Genomic DNA, 22,137 nt, shown 5'->3' on the forward strand with positions numbered 1-22,137 from the left:
GTTGTTGTTGCTTGCCGTCCGCAGTAGTTGTGCTTTTTGCCCAATTTCGAGCATCTGCAGCGTCTGCTTCATCTTGTTGCCGCAATCCTTAATACTGGTCGCATTAACACCGAATTGGAGATTCGCCCGTCCATGATCAAGAAATTCATACTTCTGACTGTTGCCGCAACTTACCTTAGTGCTTGCACCACGACCGACCCCTATACGGGCGAGCAGAAGATGTCGAATACATCGGGCGGCGCGCTGCTGGGTGCCGGCGTTGGCGCGCTTGCCGGTTTGGCGGTCGGCGGCTCGCCGGTCGGACGTCGCAATGCCGCGCTGATCGGCGCCGGCGTCGGTGCGCTCGCAGGCGGTGCGATCGGCAACTACATGGACCAGCAGGAATCGGAACTGCGCGCCCAGCTCCAGGGAACGGGCATTTCGGTGACCCGCCGCGGCGACAACATCATCCTCAACATGCCGTCCAACATCACGTTCGATGTTGACCAGGACGCTGTGAAGTCTGGCTTCTATCCAACGCTGAATTCTGTCGCGATCGTCCTGCGTAAGTTTAACCGCACGCTGATCGACGTCAACGGCCACACCGACTCGACCGGCAGCTTGCAGCACAACCAGGATCTGTCACAGCGCCGCGCCATGTCGGTTGCCGATTATCTCGGCACGCAGGGCATCGACCCGCGCCGCGTTTCCGCTGTCGGCTTCGGTCCGTCGCAGCCGATCGCTTCCAACGCTACGGAAGCTGGACGTTCTCAGAACCGCCGCGTCGAAATCCAGATTGCGCCTGTCACGCAGAGCTGATCCAGACTTCAGTCAAGAGAAACGGCCGGGCCAGCGCCCGGCCGTTTTCGTTATTGATGCATCGTCGCGCCCTTGGTGATCTTGTCGACGATCTTCTTTTCGGCCCGGATGGCTATGCCGACGACCTTGGCATCGTCGGGTGCGTATTCGGCAAAGACGGCCCTGTTGGCGGCGTCGTGGCCGGTTGCAAACATCTCCTCGATGAACAGCGACGAGGTTATGCCGCGCTCGAGCGAGCGGCGGTGGATTGTCGACATCGTTTCGTCCTCTGCCGACAGTACAATGATCGGCTGGATGGAAAGCGGATTGTAGAGATTGCCGGCGCGGTCTTTGTAGGCCTCGCCGATCATCTCGGGGTGCTGGCCGGCAATGCCACTCATCAGGAAAGCCGTGACGTTCAGCTTCTGCCAGGATGCAAGATTGTTTCGCAGGACGATCGCAATTTTGGTATCAAACATTCCAGTCTCTTTCATGCAGGTTCGAAAGTCACGTTGGACCAGGATGTAACCAGTCACGCCTTCGAGGGTCTTGAACGTTTGTGCACGGAGCGCGGCGCAGACGGGATCGTGATTGCGCCGGCTTTTCCGGGAATCGAGCGGATGGAAGCGCAGTTTTCCGGCAAGGCCTTCGAGCCGCATCGCCACGATACCTATGCTCTCGGCGTCACGATGAAAGGCGTGCAGACCTTTTCTTATCGCGGCCAGCGGCGCTTCAGCATGCCCGGGCAGGTGCTCGTGCTCCATCCGGACGAGGAGCATGATGGTGGAGCAGGCACCGATGATGGGCTGCAATATCGCATGCTTTATCTTGAGCCGGCGCTACTGCTCCAATGCCTTGGAGCGGAAAAGATCGGGCTGCCTTTCGTTGACGACCCTGTCATCGGAGATCCGGTTTTGGCGGGTACGCTGCTAGCTGCACTCAGTGAGCTGGATCGCGAGCTCGACGAGTTGTTCGTCGACGACTTTGTTTCGCGTGTTGCCGGCGGACTTGCAAAGCATGCAAAGACGCCGCGGCGGCCGCTCGGCAACGTTGCGTGGCAGCGTGCTAGATTGGCGCGCGATTATCTCGAAGCACATGCGACGGAAGCGGTGCGATCCGGTGAGTTGGAGACGGTCACCGGTCTTGACCGCTTCTCCCTTTCGCGGCACTTCCGGGCCGCCTTCGCCACAAGCCCGCATCGCTATCTGCTCATGCGGCGGCTGCAGCAGGCGCGCGCCATGATCGGGGTGGGTGACGGGCTTTCGGATGTGGCCGCGGCGACGGGCTTTGCAGACCAAAGCCATCTGACACGTCATTTCAAAAAGGCCTATGGCATGACGCCCGGCCAATGGGCGAGCCTTAGACGGGCTTCTCCGCAAGGCCGGAGCGGCGCGCGATAAAGCGTGCCAGCATTGGGCCAGTAAACAGGATCACTAGGAAGCGGCCGGTTTGCATCGCCATCACGAAGGGCACGTCGACGTCGGTTGACGCCGCAATGATCGCCACAGAATCAGCCCCGCCGGGACTGGTCGCCAGATAGGCCGTCAGCGGATCGACGCCGGCGAATTTGTGCAAGGCAAGGGCCATACAGCCGCAGATCGACATTAGCAGCAGGATAGAGGCCGCGACGCGGGGCAGGGCACGCGCGGCGTGCATGACGATGCGGCGTGTGAAACGCAGTCCGATGTTCCAGCCGATCAGGGCATAACTGATCGCCAGCAGCCAGAGCGGAAGTTCGATCTTGAACAACCCGAATCCTTGAAGCAGCGCGCCGAGAACCAACGGCACGGTGATTGTGCCGCCCTGAATGCGAAAGCGCACCGCAATGTAGGCGGACAGGCAGGTGAGGGCGACAGTGGCGGCCAGCGCCTGCCAGTCGACCGAGGGGAAGAGGATGAAGGGCGGCGGTTCGCCACCATCGGCGGCAACCCAGAGGCGCGAGACAACCGAGGCCGCCACCGCGACGAAGACCACCCGCAGATATTGCATGAAGGCGACGAGACGGGCATCGGCGCCATAAGCTTCGGACATGATGACCATCGCGGACGCCGCGCCTGGCGAGGAACCCCAAACCGCGGTCGTTCCCGGCAAGACCTGCCAGCGCGTCAGCAGCCAGCCAAGGCCGGCCGCGGCAACGATGACGGAGAAGATCATCGCGAGAAAAAGTGGCGCGTCGGTCGCCATGGTCTTGAGGATATCGACAGTGATGGCGCGCGCCATCAGAAAACCGACGAGCGCCTGCCCGAAGAGGAGTGGCCAGCGCGGCACCTGAAGCGATCCCTGGCCGATGGAAAGGGCAAGGATGATTGCCGCCACCATCGGGCCGATAAGGAGCGAGGCTGGCAGCCCGAGCATTTCAAGCCCGACCACAAGCAGGGTCGAGATACTGAGCAGGAGAATCCATCGCGGCAGGCTGGCGTATCGAAAGAAGCGGCTGGTGTCGTACAACGGCATGATTCCCATGCATGTCTTGCCAATGCTGGAGACGCGATCAGGCGAAGCAGGAGAGCAGCACTGGCTGGCAAAAGAAGCCGGCCGGAGGGCCGGAGGATATGCGCCGATATAGGCGCCTGCCGGGGAAGCGGTCAATTGCGAAATCCTGTCGGTTTCGCGAGGTCAGAGGCTGACACGCTCCGCCAGGAAGTCGAGCAGGGCCCGCACGCGAGCCGGCAACGGACCGCCCTGGCCAATGTAGACGGCGTAGAACTCCTCGATGTCGCCGGGGTTGAGATCCTCGAGAACCGGAACCAGTCGCCCGGTCTCGATATCGGCGCGAACGGTGAAGGTGGCGAGGCGGACCAGGCCTGCACCTGACAGCGCCATATATCGCATCGCTTCGCCGTCGCCCACCTGGACGCCTGGCGTAATTGGTAGCGCAATGGTCTCGCCGCCATCGAATAACGGCCAGCCCTGAACGCTGCGCGCGTATGAGAAGCCGATACGGCGATGGTGCTTCAGGTCGGTAATGGTTTTCGGCTCGCTTTCGCGCTTCAAGTAGTCTGGCGACGCCACGATGACGTTGCGGGTGAAGCCAAGCTTGCGGGCAATGAGGCTAGAGCTCTTCAACGGTCCGGCGCGGATCGCCACATCGGCGCGATCCTCGACAAGATCGACAATGGCGTCGGTATGAGAGATGTCGAGGGTGACGGCGGGATTGAGCGCCAGAAAATCCGAAACGAGCGGTGCAAGGATATGATGGCCGAAGGAAGCGCTCGTGTTGATGCGGATGGGACCCACGGCCTGCTCGCCGGTGGAGGCGTAGCGTTCAGCCTCCGCGATGTCCGCAAGGATCGAAACGCTACGCTCATAAAAGGCGGATCCCTCCGGCGTCAGATGCAGCTTGCGGGTCGAACGGTTGACGAGGCGAGCGCCGAGGCGTGCCTCAAGGCGCGCCACAAGCTTGCTGACGGCAGATGGTGTCATGCGGCAGGCACGCGCTGCGGCCGTGAAACCGCCGAGTTCGACGGCACGCACGAAGACTTCCATTTCGCCGGAGCGATTGATGTCTTGTCGACTCATGATGAATTCAATTCATGGATAGTTTTCTTCCCGGCAATCTATATCACGATAGATTCAGTGTCTATCTCTTCTGAAGTCCACAACAGGAGACCGACCATGGAATACAGAAATCTCGGCGCATCGGGCCTCAGGGTGCCGGTTTTGAGCTTCGGTGCGGGAACATTCGGAGGCTCGGGTCCGCTCTTCGGTGCCTGGGGCAACACGGACGCCGCCGAAGCTCGACGCTTGATCGACATTTCGCTGGAAGCGGGCGTCAATCTCTTCGACACCGCAGATGTCTATTCGGGCGGCGCCTCCGAGGAAGTCCTTGGCCAGGCTATCGCCGGCCGGCGCGGCGCCGTGCTGATCTCAACCAAGATCGCGCTACCGATGGGCGACGGACCTGGTGATTGGGGAACGTCGCGCTCGCGCCTGATACGTTCCACTGACGAGGCGTTGAAACGCCTAGGGACCGACTATATCGACCTGTTGCAGCTCCATGCGTTCGATGCTTCGACGCCGATCGAAGAGGTACTCGCAACACTGGACGGGCTGATCGCGGCAGGGAAAATCCGCTATGTCGGCGTCTCCAATTTCGCGGGATGGCAGCTGATGAACTCGCTCGGCATTGCTGGGCGGCATGGCTACCCGCGCTATGTTGCGCATCAGGTCTACTACTCCCTTGCCGGCCGCGATTACGAATGGGAACTGATGCCGCTCGCTGCCGACCAGGGCGTCGGTGCGTTGGTCTGGAGTCCGCTTGCCTGGGGCCGTCTCACCGGCAAGGTCCGCCGTGGCCAACCATGGCCAGAAGGCAGTCGGCTGCATCAGACGGCTGAATTCGGGCCGCCGGTCGATGATGAGAAGCTCTATGATATCGTAGATGCGCTGCTGGAGATTTCCGAAGAAACGGGCAAGACCGTCCCGCAGATCGCGCTCAATTGGCTGATCGGTCGCCCCACTGTTTCCAGCGTCATTATCGGCGCGCGCAACGAGGAGCAACTGCGGCAGAATCTCGGTGCCGTCGGCTGGTCATTGGCCAAGGAGCAGGTGGAAAAGCTCGACAAAGCGAGCAGTGTAACCGCGCCCTATCCCTACTTCCCATACCGCAGGCAGGAAGCGTTTGCGCGGCTAAACCCGCCGGTGGTCTAAGGGTGCTCGATCGGGGACAGTTCCCCTTAATCATGCACTAGACACGCGCCGTCTCTTGTCTCATACCAACCTGCCTCCGGGTGTGAAGATGAAGGAGATCAAAGAGATGGCGCTCAAAGATGCAAAATCCGGAACACGGCACGAAACAGGCATCACCGCCGCTCTTGCTGTTCTGAAACAGAGCTTTGGTGAGCGCTTCCAGACCGGCGAGGCCTTCCGCGCACAGCACGCGCATACCACCACTTACATCCCGGCGCAGCCGCCTGACGGTGTGCTTTTTGCCGAGAATGCCGACGACGTGAAGGCGGCAGTCAAAGTCTGCGCGGAACACAAGGTGCCGGTTATCGGCTTCGGCACCGGCTCCTCGCTTGAAGGGCAGGTCAATGCGCCGAATGGCGGTATATCGATCGATTTCAGCCGAATGAACCGGGTTCTTGAAGTTAATGCTGAGGACCTCGATTGTACCGTCGAGCCCGGGGTAACGCGGGAGGAGCTCAATACCTATCTCCGTGACACCGGTCTATTCTTCCCGATCGATCCTGGAGCAAACGCTTCGATCGGTGGCATGACTTCGACGCGGGCCTCCGGAACGAATGCCGTGCGTTACGGCACGATGAAGGACAACGTGCTTGCCGTGACCGCGGTTACTGCGAACGGAGAAGAAATCCGTACCGCACGACGCGCCCGCAAGTCGTCAGCCGGCTACGATATGACCCGGTTGTTTGTCGGCGCGGAAGGCACGCTTGGCATACTAACGTCGGTGACGCTGAGGCTGCAGGGCATCCCGCAGAAGATCGGCGGTGGCGTCTGCGCCTTTCCGACTGTTCGGGCCGCCTGCGATGCCGTCATCATGACCATCCAGATGGGCATTCCGGTCGCCCGCATCGAACTTCTCGATGCGCTGCAAATTCGTGCCTGCAATGCCTATTCCAAGCTGAACTACGAGGAAACGCCGACGCTCTTCCTCGAATTTCATGGCACAGATGAAACCGTTGCCCTGCAATCGGAACAGTTTGCCGAGATTGCCTCCGAATGTGGAGGCGGCGCGTTCTCATGGACAGTCAACGCCGAGGAGCGCAGCAGGCTCTGGAAGGCAAGGCACGATGCCTACTGGGCATCGCGCGCGCTGGCGCCGGAATTGGCCGCGCTCTCGACGGATGTCTGCGTGCCTATTTCCCGTCTTGCCGATTGTATCGGCGAGACGCAGATCGATATAGAGGAACATGGCCTGCTGGCGATGATCGTCGGGCATGCAGGCGATGGAAACTTCCATGTGCTCCTGTTGTTCGACGACAAGACCGAGGAGGGCATTGCTGCTGCCGAGGCCTTTGTCGGCAGGCTCAACGCTCGCGCTCTGGCGATGGACGGCACCTGCACTGGCGAGCACGGCATCGGCCAGGGCAAGATGGCATTCCTGGAAGAGGAGCTCGGCGGCACGGTTGAACTGATGCGGCAGGTCAAGAAGGCGCTCGATCCGGATGATATCTTCAATCCTGGCAAGATATTCCACCGCACCTGAAGTGGGATTCCGTCGAGCCTGTGGGCCGGCAGGGTTGACGCTACGGAAGATTGACTGGCGATGAGGCGAATTCATCTCCAAATCAATTAAATAGGGCATGATGTTGCCCGAAAGCTGCTTCACAGCTTTCGGGATCATGCTCTAGTGTCCGCGATGGATTCCCGAATGGAGAATAGTTGAGTTGGTAGGCCGGTTCCTCGTCTTTTTGGGCGGAGTGATTGTGGTGGCGCTGTTCGTAGCGCTGCTGGCACCGCTGTTTATCGATTGGACCGATTTCCGAAAGAATTTTGAGGATCAGGCGAGCCGGATTATCGGCAAAAAGGTCGTCGTGCACGGAGCGGTGGACGCGCGCCTCCTGCCGTTCCCTTCGGTGACGCTGCATGATGTACGCGTTGGACAGGAGGTCGACGGGTCGCCGATCGTGCAGATCGAGCAGTTCTCCATGGATGCTGAACTCGCGCCTTTCCTTTCCGGCGAGGCGTTGATCTTCGACATGCGCGTGGTCAATCCGCGGGTGAAGCTGCGCCTCTTGAAGGATGGCACGCTCGATTGGACCCGTGGCAGCCAACCCGAAATTCCGGCCAAGACGGTTGTTCTCGAAAACGTCCACGTTACTGGCGGCGATATTCAGTTCATTGACGACCAGTCAGGGCGGTCGCGCCGCATCACAGGACTGAACGCCGAAATGTCGGCTAAGTCGCTTGCCGGTCCGTGGAGGATCGAAGGCGATGCGGCGCTGGATGGCGCACATGGGAGTTTCATGATCGCCAGCAATCAGCCTGATGAGAACGGGATCCTGCGGATGCGCACGCGACTGCAGCCCGACAAGCAACCGGTGATGGTCGATCTCGATGGCGAGTTGAAACTTGTCGACCGCAGGCCGAACTATCAGGGAGCGATATCTGCATCGATCGAGAGCCGGAACGCCAAGGCGGCCGACAAGACCGATGTTCCTCCGCGACTGAAAGGCAAGTTCGAGCTTACGAACGAGAGCATTCGTATACCGGAATACCGTCTCGAGATCGGAGCCACCGATGATCCCTATGTGGTCACGGGCGAGGCGACCCTGGACACCGGAAGTCAGCCGCAATTCCTGCTGATTGCGAACGGCCAGCAGATCGACGTCAATCGCATCGGCAATCAGGGTGCGAATGGCAAGACGACGCGCGATCCCGGCCTATCGGCGCGGCAGCGCCTGAACGCGCTGATTCAGATCGTTTCGCAAGTGCCTGTACCGCAGGTGCCGGGTAAGGCAACAGTTCGGTTGCCGGCGATCGTCGCCGGCGACACGACAATCCGCGATATCCAGCTCGATGTGCAACCCGCTGGCAAGGGCTGGATCATCGACAACGTGGTCGGCACGCTTCCGGGACGCACACAGGTGGAAGGCCAGGGCAAGCTCAATTTGCAGGGGCAAGCATCGTTCGTTGGGCAGATCACGGTGGCCTCCAATCAGCCCACGGGCCTTGCGGCATGGCTTTCCGGCTCAGTCGATCCGGCGATCCGGCAACTGCGGCAGGCGGGCTTCTCCGCTGATGTCAGCCTCACGCATGACCGGCAGACGTTCAACAACCTGGAAATCGCCGTTGGACAGGCCACGTTGAAGGGTCGGATGGACCGACAGGCGTTGGCCAACCAGGTACCGACGCTTGATGTCGCGCTTGCCGGCGACGCACTCGATCTGGATGCACTGCGTGCGCTGACAGGGCTGTTCACCGGCCAGGATGGCGGCGACAACGTACTCGATCACAAGATCACTGCACGGCTCAAGGCCGACAAGTTTACAGCCTTCGGCGTCGAAGCGGGCGATGTCGAGGCGAGCTTTGCAATTGCCGATGGGGCTCTCGCGGTCGACAAGCTTTCTATCAAGAACCTGGCGGGTGCCGAAGTGACTGCGACCGGTCGCGCCGAGGGATCGCTGCTCGATTACAAGGGCTCTGGGGAAATCACCTTCAAATCGGCGGATCCGGGCTCATTCTTCACAATGCTCAAGCAGCATCTGCCGCAGCATCCGGTCATGGATAGGCTTGTGCGCAATGCCGCGTGGTACACGAATACCGCACTGCGCGGAGCTTTGACTCTCGGAGGCGACGAGGGCGACGGCCTGACCCTGACATTGGCGGGGGTGACCAACGGCAGTCGTGTCAACCTCGACTACCGCATGTCGGATCTTCTGGCGCTGACGGGTAAGGGCACAACGAGCCTTGAGGCGACGCTTGAGAACAGCGTCACCTCGATCCTGTTTGGGCAGGCGGGTCTTGATCCGTTGCCGGTCGAGGCCGACGCCAATGGACGCCTGACCCTGAAGGTGCAGGCAGAAGGAACGGATCCTGCCGACGCCCAGCTGACATTTGCCACCGACCGCACATCGTTTACGGCTGGCGGCAAGGTGGACGTTCGCCCGCAGGCCTTCATGAACGGACAGCTTGCAGTATCCCTGGAGAGTGCCGATCTTGATCCGTATCTTGTCATGAACGGCATCGCTGTGCCGCAAATGGGTACGGGCCTGCCGTTCAAGCTGACAACGAACGCGACCATCGATGGCGACAAGATTTCCTTTGCGGATATCGCAGGACATGCCGCCGACAACGAGTTCAGCGGCGCCCTGACCGTCGACCGTAAAGCGGAAAAGACCACGGCGACGGGCGAATTGGCGCTATCCAAGGCCGATGCCACCTGGCTAGGGGAAGCTGTTTACGGACCTATGACGGATGCGGCGACCGGCGACCTGTCGGCCGGCGCGCTGGGCTTGCCGATCTTCAAGGATTTGGACGTCAACCTCAAGCTCTCCGCCAAGCAATTCTGGCCTGGCTGGTCCGGCGCGATTTCGGATTTCACGTCAAACGTGGCCTACAAGGGCGACGAACTGCAGCTGAACGACATCAAGGGCGGTTGGGATGGCGGCACCGTCAACGGCAGCCTGCTGTTTACCAATGCTGACGGTACGGGCTTCTTCCAGACGCAACTGGCGCTGGCAGATGCGGATTTGGCCGGTGTCGTGTGGCCCCGGGATGGCGCGCCGGTCGCCAACGGCAAGTTCGGGCTTGGGCTCTCCATGGAGGCTTCCGGCAAGTCCATGAAGGATATCGCTGGTTCTTTGAACGGCTCCGGCGAGCTTCGGCTTGGCGATATCAGCGTACGTGGTCTCAATCTCGGCATGCTGGCGCCATTACTGGCCGCCACCGATCCGATGCAGGATCAGCTGAATGCCGGCAAGGTTCATCCGATCGTCGAGACCTTGCTCAACAACGGCGAAGCGAAGCTGCCGCCGACTGCGATTCCGTTCAACGTGACGGATGGGGTTCTGCGCTTTCAGAACGTCAGCGTGACGACCGACCAGGCAAAGCTCGTCGGCAACGGCCAGATCGACCTGCCACAGGAGCGCATCAATGCGTCGCTCAACATTGCACTGAATCCGGGTGGCGAGGTGCTTCCCGGTGCGGAGCCTGCGGTACGACTCGACTTTTCGGGACTGCTCGCGTCGCCTGGGCGAACCATTGATGTCACGGACATCACCGGCTTCCTGTCGTTGCGCGCCTACGAGCGCGAACGCCGGCGCGTCGAGCGCCTGCAGTCCAACGTACTGGAGAAGCAGCGACTGCGCCGTGAAGTTGCTCTCTACAAGTTCAACGATATCGAGCGCCAGAAGGCCGCAGCCTTCGAGGCGCAACGGCAGGCGGAAGAGCAGCGCCTGAGAGCTTTGGCCGCGCAGGCCGAGCGCGATAGGCAGGCAGCGGAAGCGAAAGCAAAGGCTGACGCTGAAGCCGAAGCGCGCGCCAAGGCAAAGGCGGCGGAGGACGCAAAAGCGGCCGCAGAGGCGGCGCGACGGGCACAGGAGCAGCTTACCGTGCCCCCGGAGAACTCACTCAATTTCGAAACGGTGCCGGGGTTGCCGGGCGTGCAGGTGCCGCAGTAGTGTGTTTGCGATCGCGGTATGTGGGCATCCTCACGCGCGGTAGCCTTCGAGGCGAACTAGCCCGCGCTCTCGGATTTCAGCCAATGAAGGACATAGACGCGCAGCGCTGACGAGAGGTTGCTCTCCGGCTGTCGCTGATCGTCTATGTCGGAAATCAAGGCTGCGAGTGGGATGGCGCGCGCTTTGGCGATTATGTTCAACTCGGTCCAGAACTCGTCTTCCAACGAGAAGCTGGTGCGGTGTCCGTGTAGAGTAGCCGAGTGCTTGCGGATCATCGCAAGGCTTCAGAATTCGGTTCGAGCCGCTGACACGTTGACTCCAGAAAGCCTGCCAACTGATTGATCCCGGAATCTTTTGCGTTTCTCGGGGCGCTCATTTGTCGTCTTCAGATTTCTCTATCCGGCCTTGCTGATGAGAGCGTTCGGCCTTCTCATTGAGCGCCTTCGTCAGCTGCTTCTCGGCCTTGGTGCGGCCAAAGGAGATACGGTTTTGCTCCGCCTGCTTCGCCTTGTCGGCGCGGGCCTGTTTCTTTTTGAACTGGCGGAGATTGACGACTTCGGCGGTCACGGTTGGCCTCGATCGGAATTGAAAAAGGGAAGCAGTTGCTTCCCTTGGTTTTACTGCTTCTTTCGGAAGGCGTCGAGCGAGACGACCGAGCCGGGTTTCTTTTCCTCGCCATCGGCTTTGGCGGCGGGCGTTTCCTCGGACTTCTCGGACGCAACCGGATAGGCGGTGATTTCAGCGGCGGGAAGCTCTTCGCTGTCAGCGAGAGGCACGTCGAATTCCAGCTCGAAGTTCACGGACGGGTCATAGAAGCCGCGGATGGCGTTGAACGGAATGAAGAGCTTTTCCGGAACATCAGAGAAGGAAAGGCCGATCTCGAAAGTGGTCTCCGTGATCTTCAGTTCCCAGAACTGGTGCTGGATGACGATAGTCATCTGTTCCGGATACTTCGCCTTCAGGTGCTGCGAGATGCGAACACCAGGGGCGCCGGTCAGAAAGGTAATGAAGAAATGATGCTCGCCCGGCAGGCGGCCCGTCGCGGCAACTTCAGACAAAACCTTGCGGATGACGCCACGCAGTGCGTCCTGTGCCAGAATGTCGTAACGGATGTGATCCTGCCCCATGCTTTCCTGTCTTTCTTTTGGTTCGGACTCGTTTCCCAAGGCTGTATGGCATGCCAAGACGCCCTGGAAAAGGCCTGAGCCGAGTCATGCTTGACCAAACCATACATGATTTGCGCGCAAGGGAGAAGGTGAAGGCTTCTGTTGCCAGGTGCCTTCGGACCCCGCCTAGAGGTGCGAACCACTAGGGCTTTATTTGAAGTGTCACACCGCGATTAAGCAGCGAGACGAGCTTCCGCATAGTTGTCGTTTGCAACTACAATTTTAGCCCGATAACGGCGGTACAATGCCGAGCAAAAAGACGATCTTTACACCCTTGTCGATCCTGTTTCGCCCCCATCAAAAGCCGGCCATCTTGTTGCAAGCCCGCCGGTTTTTGGTGGAGGCGCCGGGTACCGCCCCCGGGTCCAATAGGTTTATTACACCGCTCATTTATCGCCATAGCCGGCCCGAGGACCGGCATGGCTGATATAGTGTTTTCCGCCTCGGTTGGGAAGAGGTGTTGTCACAAAACCGTTTCGTAGTGAGCGGGACTGCAGGAACTTCGCCCGTGCTCTGCAGGCGGCCGTTGCCTCATTGAAGACACCGCGCTTCTTGAGCAGACTCACCATACCGGTGGCAGCGCCCACGACGGCGACGAAGAAGACAAGAAGAGAGAGGTAGGGGAGAGACAGCGCATTGGCTGCGCCGGCGACCCGGTAGATCTCGATCAGGAGAACGGCCAGAAGGGCGGCGGAAACCGTCGAATAGTCCTTCGCGATGACGCGCTTCGCATTGAACACCATCCCATGCGTCGCCGGCGCGAAATTGCCAAAGCGAAGCATCCAGCGCGGAACGTCGGCACAGTAGGCTCGATAGGCGTCGCCAAACTTGTTTTCGAGAAATGCTTCCTCGGCGTGGACGATGCATTGGTAGATGAGCATGAAGAGCGCTATGCCGACAACTACGACCATTGGATTTCCATGCAGCAAGAACACGGCTGCATAGATCAGCATGTTCCCGACAAAGAGCGGGTTGCGGCAGACGCCGAACATCCCCTCGGTCACGAGATCGGCGGCGTAGACACGCTTCTTCAGGCCGCCTCGCTGAATATAGGCATAGCCGATCACTGTTGCGCGCAAAGCCAGGCCGGCAAGCAGGATCAGAAGCGCAACTACGTCTTTAACGCGCTCCGCCGTAACGCTTCCCCCGATTTCCGAGGGCGGTAGCGTCATCAGAAACAAGGTGACAATTATGAGCGGGAACGCCTGATTGCGATATTTGAAGAAGAGGTTCCCGATATGAATCATGGCTGCTTTCATTTTTTGCGCCCAGCCTCACTTGACGGCCACGATGCCGCAGAAATTGCACCAGCGGAAAAAGACCTCGACACTGCGGAAGCCGACCTCTTTCAGAAGCTGCATGTTCTCCTCCAGACGATAGGGGATGAGCACATTTTCAAGCGCTTCGCGCTTCTGGGCGATCTCGATTTCGGAGTAGCCGTTTCCTCGCTTGAAGTCGTAATAGTGCTGGATGAACAGCCGGTTGAAGGCCGTATCCTCGCTGGTCAATTTCTCAACGAGGAGCAGGCAGCCCTGATCGTTCAGGCCGGAGAAGATCATCCTCATTACGCGCTCGCGAAACAGTGGGCGAATGAATTGTAGCGTCAGAAGCATGGTGACGATGCTGGCGTTCTCCATGTGAAGACCCTGGTGGATCGACGACTTTCAAGTCGATCGGGCGCCGCGCGTCTGCATGCTCGATTTTCTGTGCCGCCTTTTCCAGCGTGTCAGGGGCATTGTCGACGCCAATGAAATTGACGTTCGGATCGATCATTCGGTCGAGCGTGAGCAATGTCGTCGCCGTCGAACAGCCGATATCGTAAAGGTTGGTGTTCGGCACGGCTAAGTCCTGCGCCTCCCCCAAAAAATGCGCTTGGCCCCAAAGGAAAGCGGCGTGAATTGCCGCTAATATACTGACAGTGCTGAAACCCCGTGGAGCGCCCCCGCGCTAACCATAGGGAGACATGCGAACCTGACGGTAGCCTGATAGCGCCTCCGGGCGTCTCGCAGGTATCGCGGAGAATTGCCGGGATAATAGCCGCACTATGATTGGTTTCGACGGGCAAAACGCCTAAATAGGTACGGAACGGAATCGGCGGCGGACGATGAAGCAGTATCTCGATCTCTTGAAGCATGTCATGGAACACGGAGCCGATCGTGGCGATCGAACGGGCACCGGCACACGCTCGGTGTTCGGCTATCAGATGCGGTTCGATCTTCAGGAAGGCTTTCCTGTCCTGACGACGAAGAAGCTGCATCTGCGTTCCATCATCCACGAGCTTCTCTGGTTTCTTCGCGGCGACACCAATATCGGCTACCTCAAGGACAATGGAGTCTCGATCTGGGACGAGTGGGCCGACGAAAACGGCGACCTCGGGCCGGTCTACGGCGCTCAGTGGCGTTCCTGGCCTGCTCCCGATGGCGGCCATATCGACCAGATTTCCAATCTCGTTTCGGGCATCGTCAAGAACCCGAATTCACGCCGGCATATCGTTTCGGCATGGAACCCTGCCGAGGTGGATGACATGGCGTTGCCACCTTGCCATTGCCTGTTCCAGTTCTATGTCGCCGACGGGAAGCTGTCCTGTCAGCTCTATCAGCGTTCGGCCGACATCTTCCTTGGCGTACCCTTCAACATTGCCTCGTATGCCCTGCTGACAATGATGGTGGCGCAGGTAACGGGCCTGAAGCTCGGCGATTTCGTGCACACGCTCGGCGATGCGCATCTGTATCACAACCACTTCGAGCAGGCGAAGCTGCAGCTGACGCGCACGCCAAAGCCATTGCCGTTCATGCGGATCAACCCCGACGTGAAGGACATCTTCGGGTTCAAGTTCGATGATTTCGAGCTGGTCGGCTACGAAGCCGACGCCAGCATCAAGGCGCCGATCGCGGTTTGATCGGGGAGTTCTGACGCGGCGAGTTCCGGTTGGCGCAGCGCTGTCTATCACGGCTTCCACGAGCTCAGGCCTACCAGCGGCCGATCTCACCATGGATTTTTGACGCATGCCATAGGTGGCTTCATCGCTGGCGACTGACTGCTGGCCAGTCGCGCTTGGTAGCGGCGGGCCAAGTGGTCGCGCAGCGTAAAGGGACTCAGCGCGGAGATCCAAAAGACCGTCTGGGCCGGTTTCCTGCCCAGCCTACCGACACTACATGTCCGTGACTTTTGCTCAGCAGCGGGGAGCGTTGATGCGCGACCTTCGGTTGGTTTAGCTTAGATCGTTCCAAAATATTCTAGATCGACACCGACCCAATTTCTTGCGAATAAGCAAGTGCTGTAGAAGATATTGATGTATTTTCCGTGGCTTAGATATTCCGAATCGCAGAGGCGTAATTCCTGTACGGCGACTGCTGTTCCGACAAGAAATGCGGAATTGCCACTTGACAAAATTGGAACGTTCCAAGTATTTGGGCACCGTGGCTGAGGCCTTTGGAGGATCTCATGACAAAAGGGCGGGTTACCGTCATCGATATTGCGAAGGCGGCGGGCGTCTCCAAGTCGACCGTTTCGCTTGTCTTGCAAGGATCGTCCCTGGTGAACGACGGCACGAGAGCGAAGGTCAACGCGGTGATGCGCGAGCTTGGCTACGTGTACAATCGCGGAGCCGCCAATCTGCGCCAATCCGGTTCGAAGTCGAAAATTATCGGTGTGGTCGTCAACGATCTGACCAATGGGTTCTTCGCGGAACTCGCCGTTGGTGTGGACATGGTCGTCCAGTCCGCGGGATTCGTCCAGTTCCTGTCCAATACCAGCGAGAGTTTGGACCGACAGCGGGAAGTTATCGCCTCCATGCGCGAGCATGGGATTTCAGGGCTGATCATGTCGCCCGCCCGTGCGACCGAAGCCGCTGACCTGAAGCCGCTGGTCGCAGCTGGCATTCCCGTCGTCGTGGCTGTCCGCAACGTTCCGGGAGCTAAGGTCTCGTCCGTCGTTTCGGACAATCGCGAGGGAATATCTGCTGGCGTGCAGCATCTCGCTTCGCTTGGCCACCGCCGGATCGCATTCATCGGCGGCTTTAGTGATACGGCGGTTTTCGACGAGCGCATCGACGGCTATCGCGGCGCAATAGCGGCTTGCGGCCTTGAGCTTGACGAAGATCTTATCCTGCCTTCCGCCCCCTCGAGAGCTGGTGGTGTCGATGCGATCGGCCGAGCGCTGGCAATCGCTGCCGCTCCCACTGCCGCTGTGTGTTTCAACGACGCAGTCGCGTTCGGTGTGTGCGACGGGCTTCGCGCCCAGCGCCTCGAGCCTGGACGTGACTTTGCAGTGGTCGGCTTCGATGACGTCATCGAGGCAAAAGCCGCCGTTCCGGCGCTGACGACGATCTCGGTGGATCCGCAGGGAATGGGCCGGCGCGCCGCGCAACTGCTTCTGAAGCAGATCAGCGCGGGTAGGGCGGAAGCGGAGTCAATCGTCTCCTCTGTCCGGCTCGTGGTCCGGGAGACCTGTGGAGCAAACCTGGCAGGCGGTTCCAACAGGAGGCAGGCATGAGTTGGTCGCTGGCGACGGGTCCCGCCGTTGTCGAGGCGGCGAAAAGCGGCTCGGCCGTGAAAATCGAAACAGGGCTTTGAGTAATCAGATGAGCAAGCACATTACCCCGACGGAAGCCGCAGCACTGATCCCCGACGGAGCGGTTGTCTCCGTATCGTCGTCGAGCGGCCTCGGTTGCCCCGACCTGATGCTGAAGGCGATCGGCGAGCGCTTCGATAGCACCGGTCATCCGCGCGATATCACGACGCTGCATCCCATCGCGGCAGGCGACATGAGCGGTATCAGGGGTGTGGACTATATCGCCAAGAAGGGCCTGCTCAAACGTATCATCGGCGGCTCCTATCCGTCGGGACCATCCAGCGCGGAGCCGCCGCTGATCTGGCAAATGATCACGAACAACGAAATTCCGGCCTACAACATTCCCTCGGGCATCATGTTCGATATTCACCGGGAGGCTGCCGCCAAACGCCCGGGTGTCCTGACAAAGGTGGGCATCGACACGTTCGTGGATTCAAAGAGGCAGGGTTGCGCTATGAACGACCTCGCTGCCCAGGACCCGGTGGTCAAGCGCGTCTCGTTCGAAGGCGACGACTACCTGTTCTTCCCGTCGATCGTGCCGCAGGTCGTCATCATCCGCGCGACGACCGCGGACGAGCGCGGCAACCTGACTTATGAACACGAGGGTGCCTATCTCGGCGGTCTCGACCAGGCGCTTGCTGCCCGCAACAATGGCGGCATCGTCATCGCTCAGGTCAAGCGGATCACCAAGGAAGGTTCGCTGAAGCCGCATGACGTGCGCGTCCCCGGTATGCTCGTCGATTACGTGATCGTCGATCCGGACCAGAAGCAGACCACTCAGACGCTCTACGATCCGGCTATCTCAGGCGAGATTTTTCGCCCGTTGGAGAGCTTCCGCGTTCCGGAATTCAACATCCAGAAGGTCATCGCGCGCCGCGTTGCCCAAGAGTTGCAGGCAGGCAGCTGCGTCAATCTGGGCTTCGGCATTTCCGCCAACGTGCCGCGCATCCTCCTTGAGGAAGGGCTGCACGGCTCCGTCACCTGGGTCATCGAACAGGGTGCCGTCGGCGGTGTCCCGTTGCTGGACTTCGCGTTCGGCTGTGCATCCAACGCCGACGCCTATATGCCCTCGCCATACCAGTTCACCTATTTCCAGGGCGCCGGCTTCGACGCCTCGTTGCTCTCCTTCCTCGAGATCGGCCGTGATGGCTCGGTGAACGTTTCGAAGTTGTCGTTCCGTCCCCACGTCACCGCGGGTGCCGGCGGCTTCGTCGATATCACGGCGCGTGCGAAGAAGATCGTCTTCTCGGGGATGTTCAATGCCGGCGCAAAGCTCGCGATCGTCGACGGCAAGCTCGTGATCGAGAAGGAAGGCAAGTTGAAGAAGCTCGTCAACGAGGTCGAGCATGTCACCTTCTCCGGCAAGCGGGCGATCGAGCAGGGCCAGGACATCACTTATGTCACCGAACGATGCGTGATGAAGCTGACGCCTGAAGGCATTGTTCTCACGGAGATTGCGCCGGGTGTCGACCTGCAGGCCCATATCCTCGATCAGTCCGAGTTCTCGCTCATCATAGCAGAGGACCTCAAGGTCATGGATGCGAAACTCTTTGGTGAAGCAAACATCGGCCTGACTCTACCGAAGAAGAGCGCCCGCGTCCTGGAGGGCACGTTCAATGGCTAGCGGCACGGTCAAGATCCACGTCGAAGATCACATCGCGATCATGACGGTATCGCGTCCGGAAAAGCTGAATGCGCTTGATCTCGACATGCTCAAGGCGCTGGCAGATGCCGCCGATGACGTCGAGGCTAACGGCGACGTTCGTGTGGCGATCCTGACAGGCGAAGGCAAGGGCTTCTCAGCGGGCGGCGACATCAAGGCCTGGGGCGGCATGCGGCCACAGGAGTTTGGTCATGCCTGGGTACGCCACGGACATCGCATCTTCGAAAGACTTGCGACCCTCAGAATGCCTCTGATCGCGGCCTTGAACGGCCATGCGCTCGGCGGTGGGCTGGAGCTTGCCGGCGTCGCCGACATTCGCATTGGCGAAGAGCACATCAAGATCGGACTTCCGGAAACAGGCCTCGGCATGGTTCCCGGCTGGTCGGGCACGCAGCGTCTTGTGAAGCGCTTCGGCGCGCAGGTGGTCAGGCGCATGGCGCTGGGCGGTGAGATCTTCACCGCCGAGGAAGCCCGCACGCTCGGCATCGTCGATGTGGTGACATCGACCGGTAATGCCGTGGAAGCGGCCAAGGAATATGCGGCCCGCATCGCGATGAGGGGGCCGGCTGCACTTGAAGTGGTCAAGCTGATGATTGCCTCCGCGAACGGCGAGGACAATGGCACGGCCGTCGAGGCGCTGGGCTCGATCCTCGTTGCGAAGACCGGCGATCTCAATGAGGGGGTGGCTTCGTTCACCGAAAAACGCCCTGCACACTTCAAAGGAGAATGGTAATGACGGTTCTGGTTACTCCCAAGGCGCTTAGCGATCACAAGGCCCGCGACTTCAAGATGCTGGTCGATGGCAAGTGGGAGGCCGGCTCCGGCCAGCCGATCGAGCGCGTGGCGCCAAGCCATGGCGTCGTCGTGAGCCGCTTTCCGGCGGGAAGCAAAGCCGATGCCGAGCGCGCCATCAAAGCCGCCCGCAAGGCGTTTGACACGGGTCCCTGGCCCAGAATGACGGCATCCGAACGTTCCGCCATCTTGCTCAAGGCTGCCCACCTGATCTCAGCCCGTGCGGACGAACTCGCCTACCTGGACGCGATCGAGGCCGGCAAGCCGATCTCCCAGGTGCGCGGCGAAATCGCCGGTTCGGTCGACATTTGGCGATACGCAGCAGCGCTCGCCCGCGATCTTCATGGCGAAAGCTACAACACGCTTGGAGACGGCACGCTGGGCGTTGTCCTGCGTGAGGCGATCGGCGTCGTATCGATCATCACTCCCTGGAACTTCCCCTTCCTGATCGTCGGCCAGAAGCTTCCCTTTGCGTTGGCGGCGGGCTGCACCACGGTCGTCAAGCCATCCGAACTGACCTCGGGCTCGACGCTGGTTCTTGGCGAAATCCTTCAGGAAGCAGGCGTGCCCGATGGCGTCGTCAACATTGTCACCGGCACGGGACCAGAGGTCGGCGCGATCATGACGTCCCATCCGGAGGTCGACATGGTGTCGTTCACCGGCTCAACCGGCGTCGGCAAGCTCACCATGACGAATGCCGCGCAGACGCTGAAGAAGGTCTCGCTGGAACTGGGCGGCAAGAACCCGCAGATTGTATTCCCGGATGCGGATCTCGATGCGTTCATCGACGCGGCCGTCTTCGGCGCCTATTTCAATGCCGGCGAGTGCTGCAATGCGGGCTCGCGCCTTATCCTGCACAAGAGCATCGCTTCCGACGTGGTCAAGCGCGTCGCCGAACTCGCCAAAAACGTCAAGGTTGGCGATCCGCTCGATCCGACAACGCAAGTGGGCGCGATCATCACACCGCAGCATCTGGAAAAGATTGCCGGTTACGTGGCCGGTGCGACGAGCAGCGGTGCGCAGGTGGCGCATGGCGGCGAAAAGCTCGACTTGGGCATGGGGCAATACATGGCGCCGACGATCCTCGAAGCTGTCACGCCAGGCATGGCGGTTGCGCGCGAGGAAGTCTTCGGACCGGTGCTGTCCGTCCTCACGTTCGAAACCACCAGTGAGGCGATCGCGATCGCCAACTCCATAGACTACGGCCTTTCCGCTGGCGTCTGGAGCCGTGACTTCGACACCTGCCTGACGATCGGTCGGAAGGTCAGGGCAGGGACGGTCTGGATGAACACCTTCATGGACGGCGCCTCCGAGCTGCCGTTCGGAGGATACAAGCAATCCGGCCTCGGCCGCGAACTCGGCCGCCATGCGGTGGAGGATTACACCGAGACCAAGACGCTCAACATGCATATCGGCGCCCGGACAAACTGGTGGATGCCGAAGAGGGAAACGCTGGGATAACCGGCAACGAGACTACGCCCGAGGAGGGCGGGTAATCGGTGCGGGAATGGTCCCGCACCTTCGAACTTGCAAACCGGGAGGAAACGATGCGCAAGTTTTTGATGACGACAGCGTTGGTGACGATGAGTGTTGCGGGCTTGGGTGCTGCCAAGGCTGCGGATGTGAAGGAAGTGCAGATGCTGCACTGGTGGACGTCCGGCGGCGAGGCAGCGGCCTTGAACGTGTTGAAGGAGGATCTGTCGAAGGAGGGGTTTGCCTGGAAGGACGTGCCGGTTGCCGGCGGTGGCGGTGATGCGGCGATGACGGCGCTGAAGGCGATGGTTGCGGCCGGCACGTATCCGACGGCCTCGCAGATGCTCGGCTACACCGTTCTCGACTACGCCCAGGCCGGCGTCATGGGGGACCTGACGGAGACGGCGAAGGCCGAGGGCTGGGACAAGGCGGTTCCGGCGGCGCTGCAGAAGTTCTCCGTCTATGACGGCAAGTGGGTCGCAGCCCCCGTCAACGTCCACTCGGTCAACTGGCTGTGGATCAACAAGGGTGTGATGGACAAGATCGGCGGCACCGAGCCGAAGACCTTCGACGACCTGATCGCGCTGCTCGACAAGGCGAAGGCTGCCGGCGTGACGCCGCTGGCGCTCGGCGGCCAGAACTGGCAGGAAGCGACGATGTTCGACTCGATCGTGCTGTCGACGGGCGGCCCCGAGTTCTACAAGAAGGCGATGAACGACCTCGACGAGGAGTCGCTGAAGTCGGACACGATGAAGAAGTCGTTCGACAACCTGCAGAAGATCGTCCAGTACGTCGACCCGAACTTCTCCGGACGCGACTGGAACCTTGCGACCGCCATGGTCATCAAGGGCGATGCGCTCGTGCAGGTGATGGGTGACTGGGCCAAGGGCGAGTTCGTCGCCGCCAAGAAGACACCGAACACCGACTTCCTGTGCTACCGCTTCCCGGGCACCGACGGCAGCGTGATCTACAACTCCGACATGTTCGGCATGTTCAACGTGCCTGACGACCGCAAGGCAGCACAGGTGGCGCTTGCCAAGGCAACGCTGTCGAAGAGCTTCCAGTCGGCGTTCAACGTCGTCAAGGGCTCGGTTCCGGCCCGTACCGACGTTCCGGATACCGATTTCGACGCCTGCGGCAAGAAGGGTATCGCCGACCTGAAGAAGGCCAATGAAGGCGGCACGCTGTACGGCTCGCTGGCCCAGGGCTATGGCGCGCCTCCGGCGGTTGCCAATGCCTACAAGGACGTCGTCTCGAAGTTCGTGCATGGCCAGATCAAGACCTCCGACCAGGCGGTCGAAGAGCTCGTCAAGGCCATCGACGACGCCAAGTAATCAAGGCCTCCCACGGTCTTCCCCGCCGGTGTCGGCGGGGAAGATTCCGCCACGGACGATCTCGTTGGAGGAGATGACCCCATGAGCACCATCGCTACCGATAAAACCGTTCTCACGCCGCACCGTGGAACGCCCATTTCCATCCGCTCGCGCCTGCAGGACGCGCTGCCGAAGATCGTGCTCGCGCCGAGTTTCGCCATCACGCTTGTGTTCGTCTACGGCTTCATCCTCTGGACGATCTATCTGTCCTTCACCAATTCCAAGACCTTTCCGTC

General features: G+C 60.3%; 18 protein-coding genes, 1 other RNA gene and 2 pseudogenes. 12 read left to right on the forward strand and 9 right to left on the reverse strand.

Annotated elements, in window-relative coordinates; all coding sequences use genetic code 11:
* Window positions 1-132 precede the first annotated feature (132 nt).
* Complete coding sequence (locus RHIBUN_RS0109545; protein ID WP_025659404.1) at window positions 133-798, forward strand: OmpA family protein; 666 nt, start codon at window positions 133-135, stop codon at window positions 796-798.
* A gap of 50 nt (window positions 799-848) precedes the next feature.
* Here the strand turns inward: RHIBUN_RS0109545 and RHIBUN_RS0109550 are convergent, their stop codons facing one another.
* Window positions 849-1,256, reverse strand: a complete 408-nt coding sequence (locus tag RHIBUN_RS0109550; protein ID WP_025659405.1) for a DUF2000 family protein — start codon at window positions 1,254-1,256, stop codon at window positions 849-851.
* 33 nt (window positions 1,257-1,289) lie between these two features.
* Here RHIBUN_RS0109550 and RHIBUN_RS0109555 point away from each other — a divergent pair, with 33 nt between their 5' ends.
* On the forward strand, window positions 1,290-2,177 hold the full coding sequence (locus tag RHIBUN_RS0109555) for an AraC family transcriptional regulator (protein WP_025659406.1): 888 nt from the start codon (window positions 1,290-1,292) through the stop codon (window positions 2,175-2,177).
* On the opposite strand, the gene RHIBUN_RS0109560 is transcribed toward RHIBUN_RS0109555, so the two are convergent.
* Together RHIBUN_RS0109560 and RHIBUN_RS0109565 are read right to left on the reverse strand one after the other, a co-directional pair.
* Entirely contained in the window at window positions 2,137-3,231 is a 1,095-nt protein-coding gene (locus tag RHIBUN_RS0109560; RefSeq protein WP_025659407.1) for an AbrB family transcriptional regulator, read from the reverse strand. The two genes, RHIBUN_RS0109555 and RHIBUN_RS0109560, sit on opposite strands and share 41 nt — an antisense overlap.
* Before the next feature lie 162 nt (window positions 3,232-3,393).
* The gene (locus RHIBUN_RS0109565) at window positions 3,394-4,296 is read right to left on the reverse strand and encodes a LysR family transcriptional regulator (protein ID WP_025659408.1); all 903 of its coding nucleotides are present in this window, start codon (window positions 4,294-4,296) and stop codon (window positions 3,394-3,396) included.
* A 96-nt stretch (window positions 4,297-4,392) separates the two neighbouring features.
* On the opposite strand from RHIBUN_RS0109565, the gene RHIBUN_RS0109570 reads away from it, so the two are divergent.
* The 3 genes from RHIBUN_RS0109570 to RHIBUN_RS0109580 all read left to right on the forward strand — a co-directional run bounded on the left by RHIBUN_RS0109570 (window position 4,393) and on the right by RHIBUN_RS0109580 (window position 10,862).
* The gene (locus tag RHIBUN_RS0109570) at window positions 4,393-5,427 is read left to right on the forward strand and encodes an aldo/keto reductase (RefSeq protein ID WP_025659409.1); all 1,035 of its coding nucleotides are present in this window, start codon (window positions 4,393-4,395) and stop codon (window positions 5,425-5,427) included.
* Window positions 5,428-5,533: 106 nt separating this feature from the next.
* Window positions 5,534-6,946, forward strand: coding sequence for an FAD-linked oxidase C-terminal domain-containing protein (locus tag RHIBUN_RS0109575; protein WP_025659410.1), 1,413 nt, complete (start codon window positions 5,534-5,536; stop codon window positions 6,944-6,946).
* 181 nt (window positions 6,947-7,127) lie between these two features.
* On the forward strand, window positions 7,128-10,862 hold the full coding sequence (locus RHIBUN_RS0109580; protein ID WP_025659411.1) for an AsmA-like C-terminal region-containing protein: 3,735 nt from the start codon (window positions 7,128-7,130) through the stop codon (window positions 10,860-10,862).
* A 56-nt stretch (window positions 10,863-10,918) separates the two neighbouring features.
* Here the strand turns inward: RHIBUN_RS0109580 and RHIBUN_RS0109585 are convergent, their stop codons facing one another.
* The 6 genes and pseudogenes from RHIBUN_RS0109585 to RHIBUN_RS37250 all read right to left on the reverse strand — a co-directional run bounded on the left by RHIBUN_RS0109585 (window position 10,919) and on the right by RHIBUN_RS37250 (window position 13,665).
* Entirely contained in the window at window positions 10,919-11,137 is a 219-nt protein-coding gene (locus RHIBUN_RS0109585) for a ribbon-helix-helix domain-containing protein (protein WP_018858370.1), read from the reverse strand.
* A 97-nt stretch (window positions 11,138-11,234) separates the two neighbouring features.
* On the reverse strand, window positions 11,235-11,429 hold the full coding sequence (locus tag RHIBUN_RS0109590) for a DUF4169 family protein (RefSeq protein WP_025659412.1): 195 nt from the start codon (window positions 11,427-11,429) through the stop codon (window positions 11,235-11,237).
* A gap of 50 nt (window positions 11,430-11,479) precedes the next feature.
* Window positions 11,480-11,989 (reverse strand): SspB family protein, encoded by a 510-nt coding sequence (locus RHIBUN_RS0109595; RefSeq protein WP_018858372.1) that lies wholly within the window; start codon window positions 11,987-11,989, stop codon window positions 11,480-11,482.
* Window positions 11,990-12,116: 127 nt separating this feature from the next.
* Window positions 12,117-12,486, reverse strand: a transfer-messenger RNA (tmRNA) gene (gene ssrA / locus RHIBUN_RS35240).
* A 420-nt stretch (window positions 12,487-12,906) separates the two neighbouring features.
* Window positions 12,907-13,287, reverse strand: a pseudogene (locus RHIBUN_RS38015) (phospholipid methyltransferase); the annotation flags it as partial.
* 15 nt (window positions 13,288-13,302) lie between these two features.
* Window positions 13,303-13,665 carry a hypothetical protein gene (locus RHIBUN_RS37250; RefSeq protein WP_245271651.1) on the reverse strand — a complete coding sequence of 121 codons (363 nt, stop codon included), beginning with the start codon at window positions 13,663-13,665 and terminating at the stop codon, window positions 13,303-13,305.
* 467 nt (window positions 13,666-14,132) lie between these two features.
* Here RHIBUN_RS37250 and RHIBUN_RS0109610 point away from each other — a divergent pair, with 467 nt between their 5' ends.
* The 7 genes and pseudogenes from RHIBUN_RS0109610 to RHIBUN_RS33230 all read left to right on the forward strand — a co-directional run.
* On the forward strand, window positions 14,133-14,927 hold the full coding sequence (locus tag RHIBUN_RS0109610; RefSeq protein WP_025659414.1) for a thymidylate synthase: 795 nt from the start codon (window positions 14,133-14,135) through the stop codon (window positions 14,925-14,927).
* 545 nt (window positions 14,928-15,472) lie between these two features.
* Window positions 15,473-16,522, forward strand: coding sequence for a LacI family DNA-binding transcriptional regulator (locus RHIBUN_RS0109615; protein WP_025659415.1), 1,050 nt, complete (start codon window positions 15,473-15,475; stop codon window positions 16,520-16,522).
* An 88-nt stretch (window positions 16,523-16,610) separates the two neighbouring features.
* Entirely contained in the window at window positions 16,611-18,224 is a 1,614-nt protein-coding gene (locus tag RHIBUN_RS0109625; protein ID WP_025659416.1) for an acyl CoA:acetate/3-ketoacid CoA transferase, read from the forward strand.
* Window positions 18,217-18,996, forward strand: a complete 780-nt coding sequence (locus RHIBUN_RS0109630) for an enoyl-CoA hydratase/isomerase family protein (RefSeq protein WP_025659417.1) — start codon at window positions 18,217-18,219, stop codon at window positions 18,994-18,996. Before RHIBUN_RS0109625 ends, RHIBUN_RS0109630 begins: the two co-directional genes overlap by 8 nt.
* Complete coding sequence (locus tag RHIBUN_RS0109635; protein WP_198021138.1) at window positions 18,990-20,516, forward strand: aldehyde dehydrogenase family protein; 1,527 nt, start codon at window positions 18,990-18,992, stop codon at window positions 20,514-20,516. The genes RHIBUN_RS0109630 and RHIBUN_RS0109635 overlap by 7 nt, the downstream gene beginning before the upstream one ends.
* An 86-nt stretch (window positions 20,517-20,602) precedes the next feature.
* A complete protein-coding gene (locus RHIBUN_RS0109640) occupies window positions 20,603-21,862 on the forward strand; it encodes an ABC transporter substrate-binding protein (protein WP_018117077.1) in 1,260 nt (419 codons plus the stop codon).
* A gap of 81 nt (window positions 21,863-21,943) precedes the next feature.
* A pseudogene (locus RHIBUN_RS33230) lies at window positions 21,944-22,137 on the forward strand (sugar ABC transporter permease); the annotation flags it as partial.

The organism is Rhizobium sp. IBUN, assembly GCF_000510625.1.
Lineage (GTDB): Bacteria > Pseudomonadota > Alphaproteobacteria > Rhizobiales > Rhizobiaceae > Rhizobium > Rhizobium altiplani.

Bases quoted from the DNA above. Each gene is read 5' to 3' on its own strand.
- RHIBUN_RS0109570 (WP_025659409.1), top strand. From the start codon at position 4,393: ATGGAATACAGAAATCTCGGCGCATCGGGCCTCAGGGTGCCGGTTTTG.
- RHIBUN_RS0109640 (WP_018117077.1), top strand. From the start codon at position 20,603: ATGCGCAAGTTTTTGATGACGACAGCGTTGGTGACGATGAGTGTTGCG.
- RHIBUN_RS0109595 (WP_018858372.1), bottom strand. From the start codon at position 11,989: ATGGGGCAGGATCACATCCGTTACGACATTCTGGCACAGGACGCACTG.
- RHIBUN_RS0109550 (WP_025659405.1), bottom strand. From the start codon at position 1,256: ATGTTTGATACCAAAATTGCGATCGTCCTGCGAAACAATCTTGCATCC.
- RHIBUN_RS37250 (WP_245271651.1), bottom strand. From the start codon at position 13,665: ATGGAGAACGCCAGCATCGTCACCATGCTTCTGACGCTACAATTCATT.
- RHIBUN_RS0109560 (WP_025659407.1), bottom strand. From the start codon at position 3,231: ATGCCGTTGTACGACACCAGCCGCTTCTTTCGATACGCCAGCCTGCCG.
- RHIBUN_RS0109565 (WP_025659408.1), bottom strand. From the start codon at position 4,296: ATGAGTCGACAAGACATCAATCGCTCCGGCGAAATGGAAGTCTTCGTG.
- RHIBUN_RS0109625 (WP_025659416.1), top strand. From the start codon at position 16,611: ATGAGCAAGCACATTACCCCGACGGAAGCCGCAGCACTGATCCCCGAC.
- RHIBUN_RS0109635 (WP_198021138.1), top strand. From the start codon at position 18,990: ATGGTAATGACGGTTCTGGTTACTCCCAAGGCGCTTAGCGATCACAAG.
- RHIBUN_RS0109545 (WP_025659404.1), top strand. From the start codon at position 133: ATGATCAAGAAATTCATACTTCTGACTGTTGCCGCAACTTACCTTAGT.
- RHIBUN_RS0109630 (WP_025659417.1), top strand. From the start codon at position 18,217: ATGGCTAGCGGCACGGTCAAGATCCACGTCGAAGATCACATCGCGATC.
- RHIBUN_RS0109575 (WP_025659410.1), top strand. From the start codon at position 5,534: ATGGCGCTCAAAGATGCAAAATCCGGAACACGGCACGAAACAGGCATC.
- RHIBUN_RS0109615 (WP_025659415.1), top strand. From the start codon at position 15,473: ATGACAAAAGGGCGGGTTACCGTCATCGATATTGCGAAGGCGGCGGGC.
- RHIBUN_RS0109585 (WP_018858370.1), bottom strand. From the start codon at position 11,137: ATGATCCGCAAGCACTCGGCTACTCTACACGGACACCGCACCAGCTTC.
- RHIBUN_RS0109610 (WP_025659414.1), top strand. From the start codon at position 14,133: ATGAAGCAGTATCTCGATCTCTTGAAGCATGTCATGGAACACGGAGCC.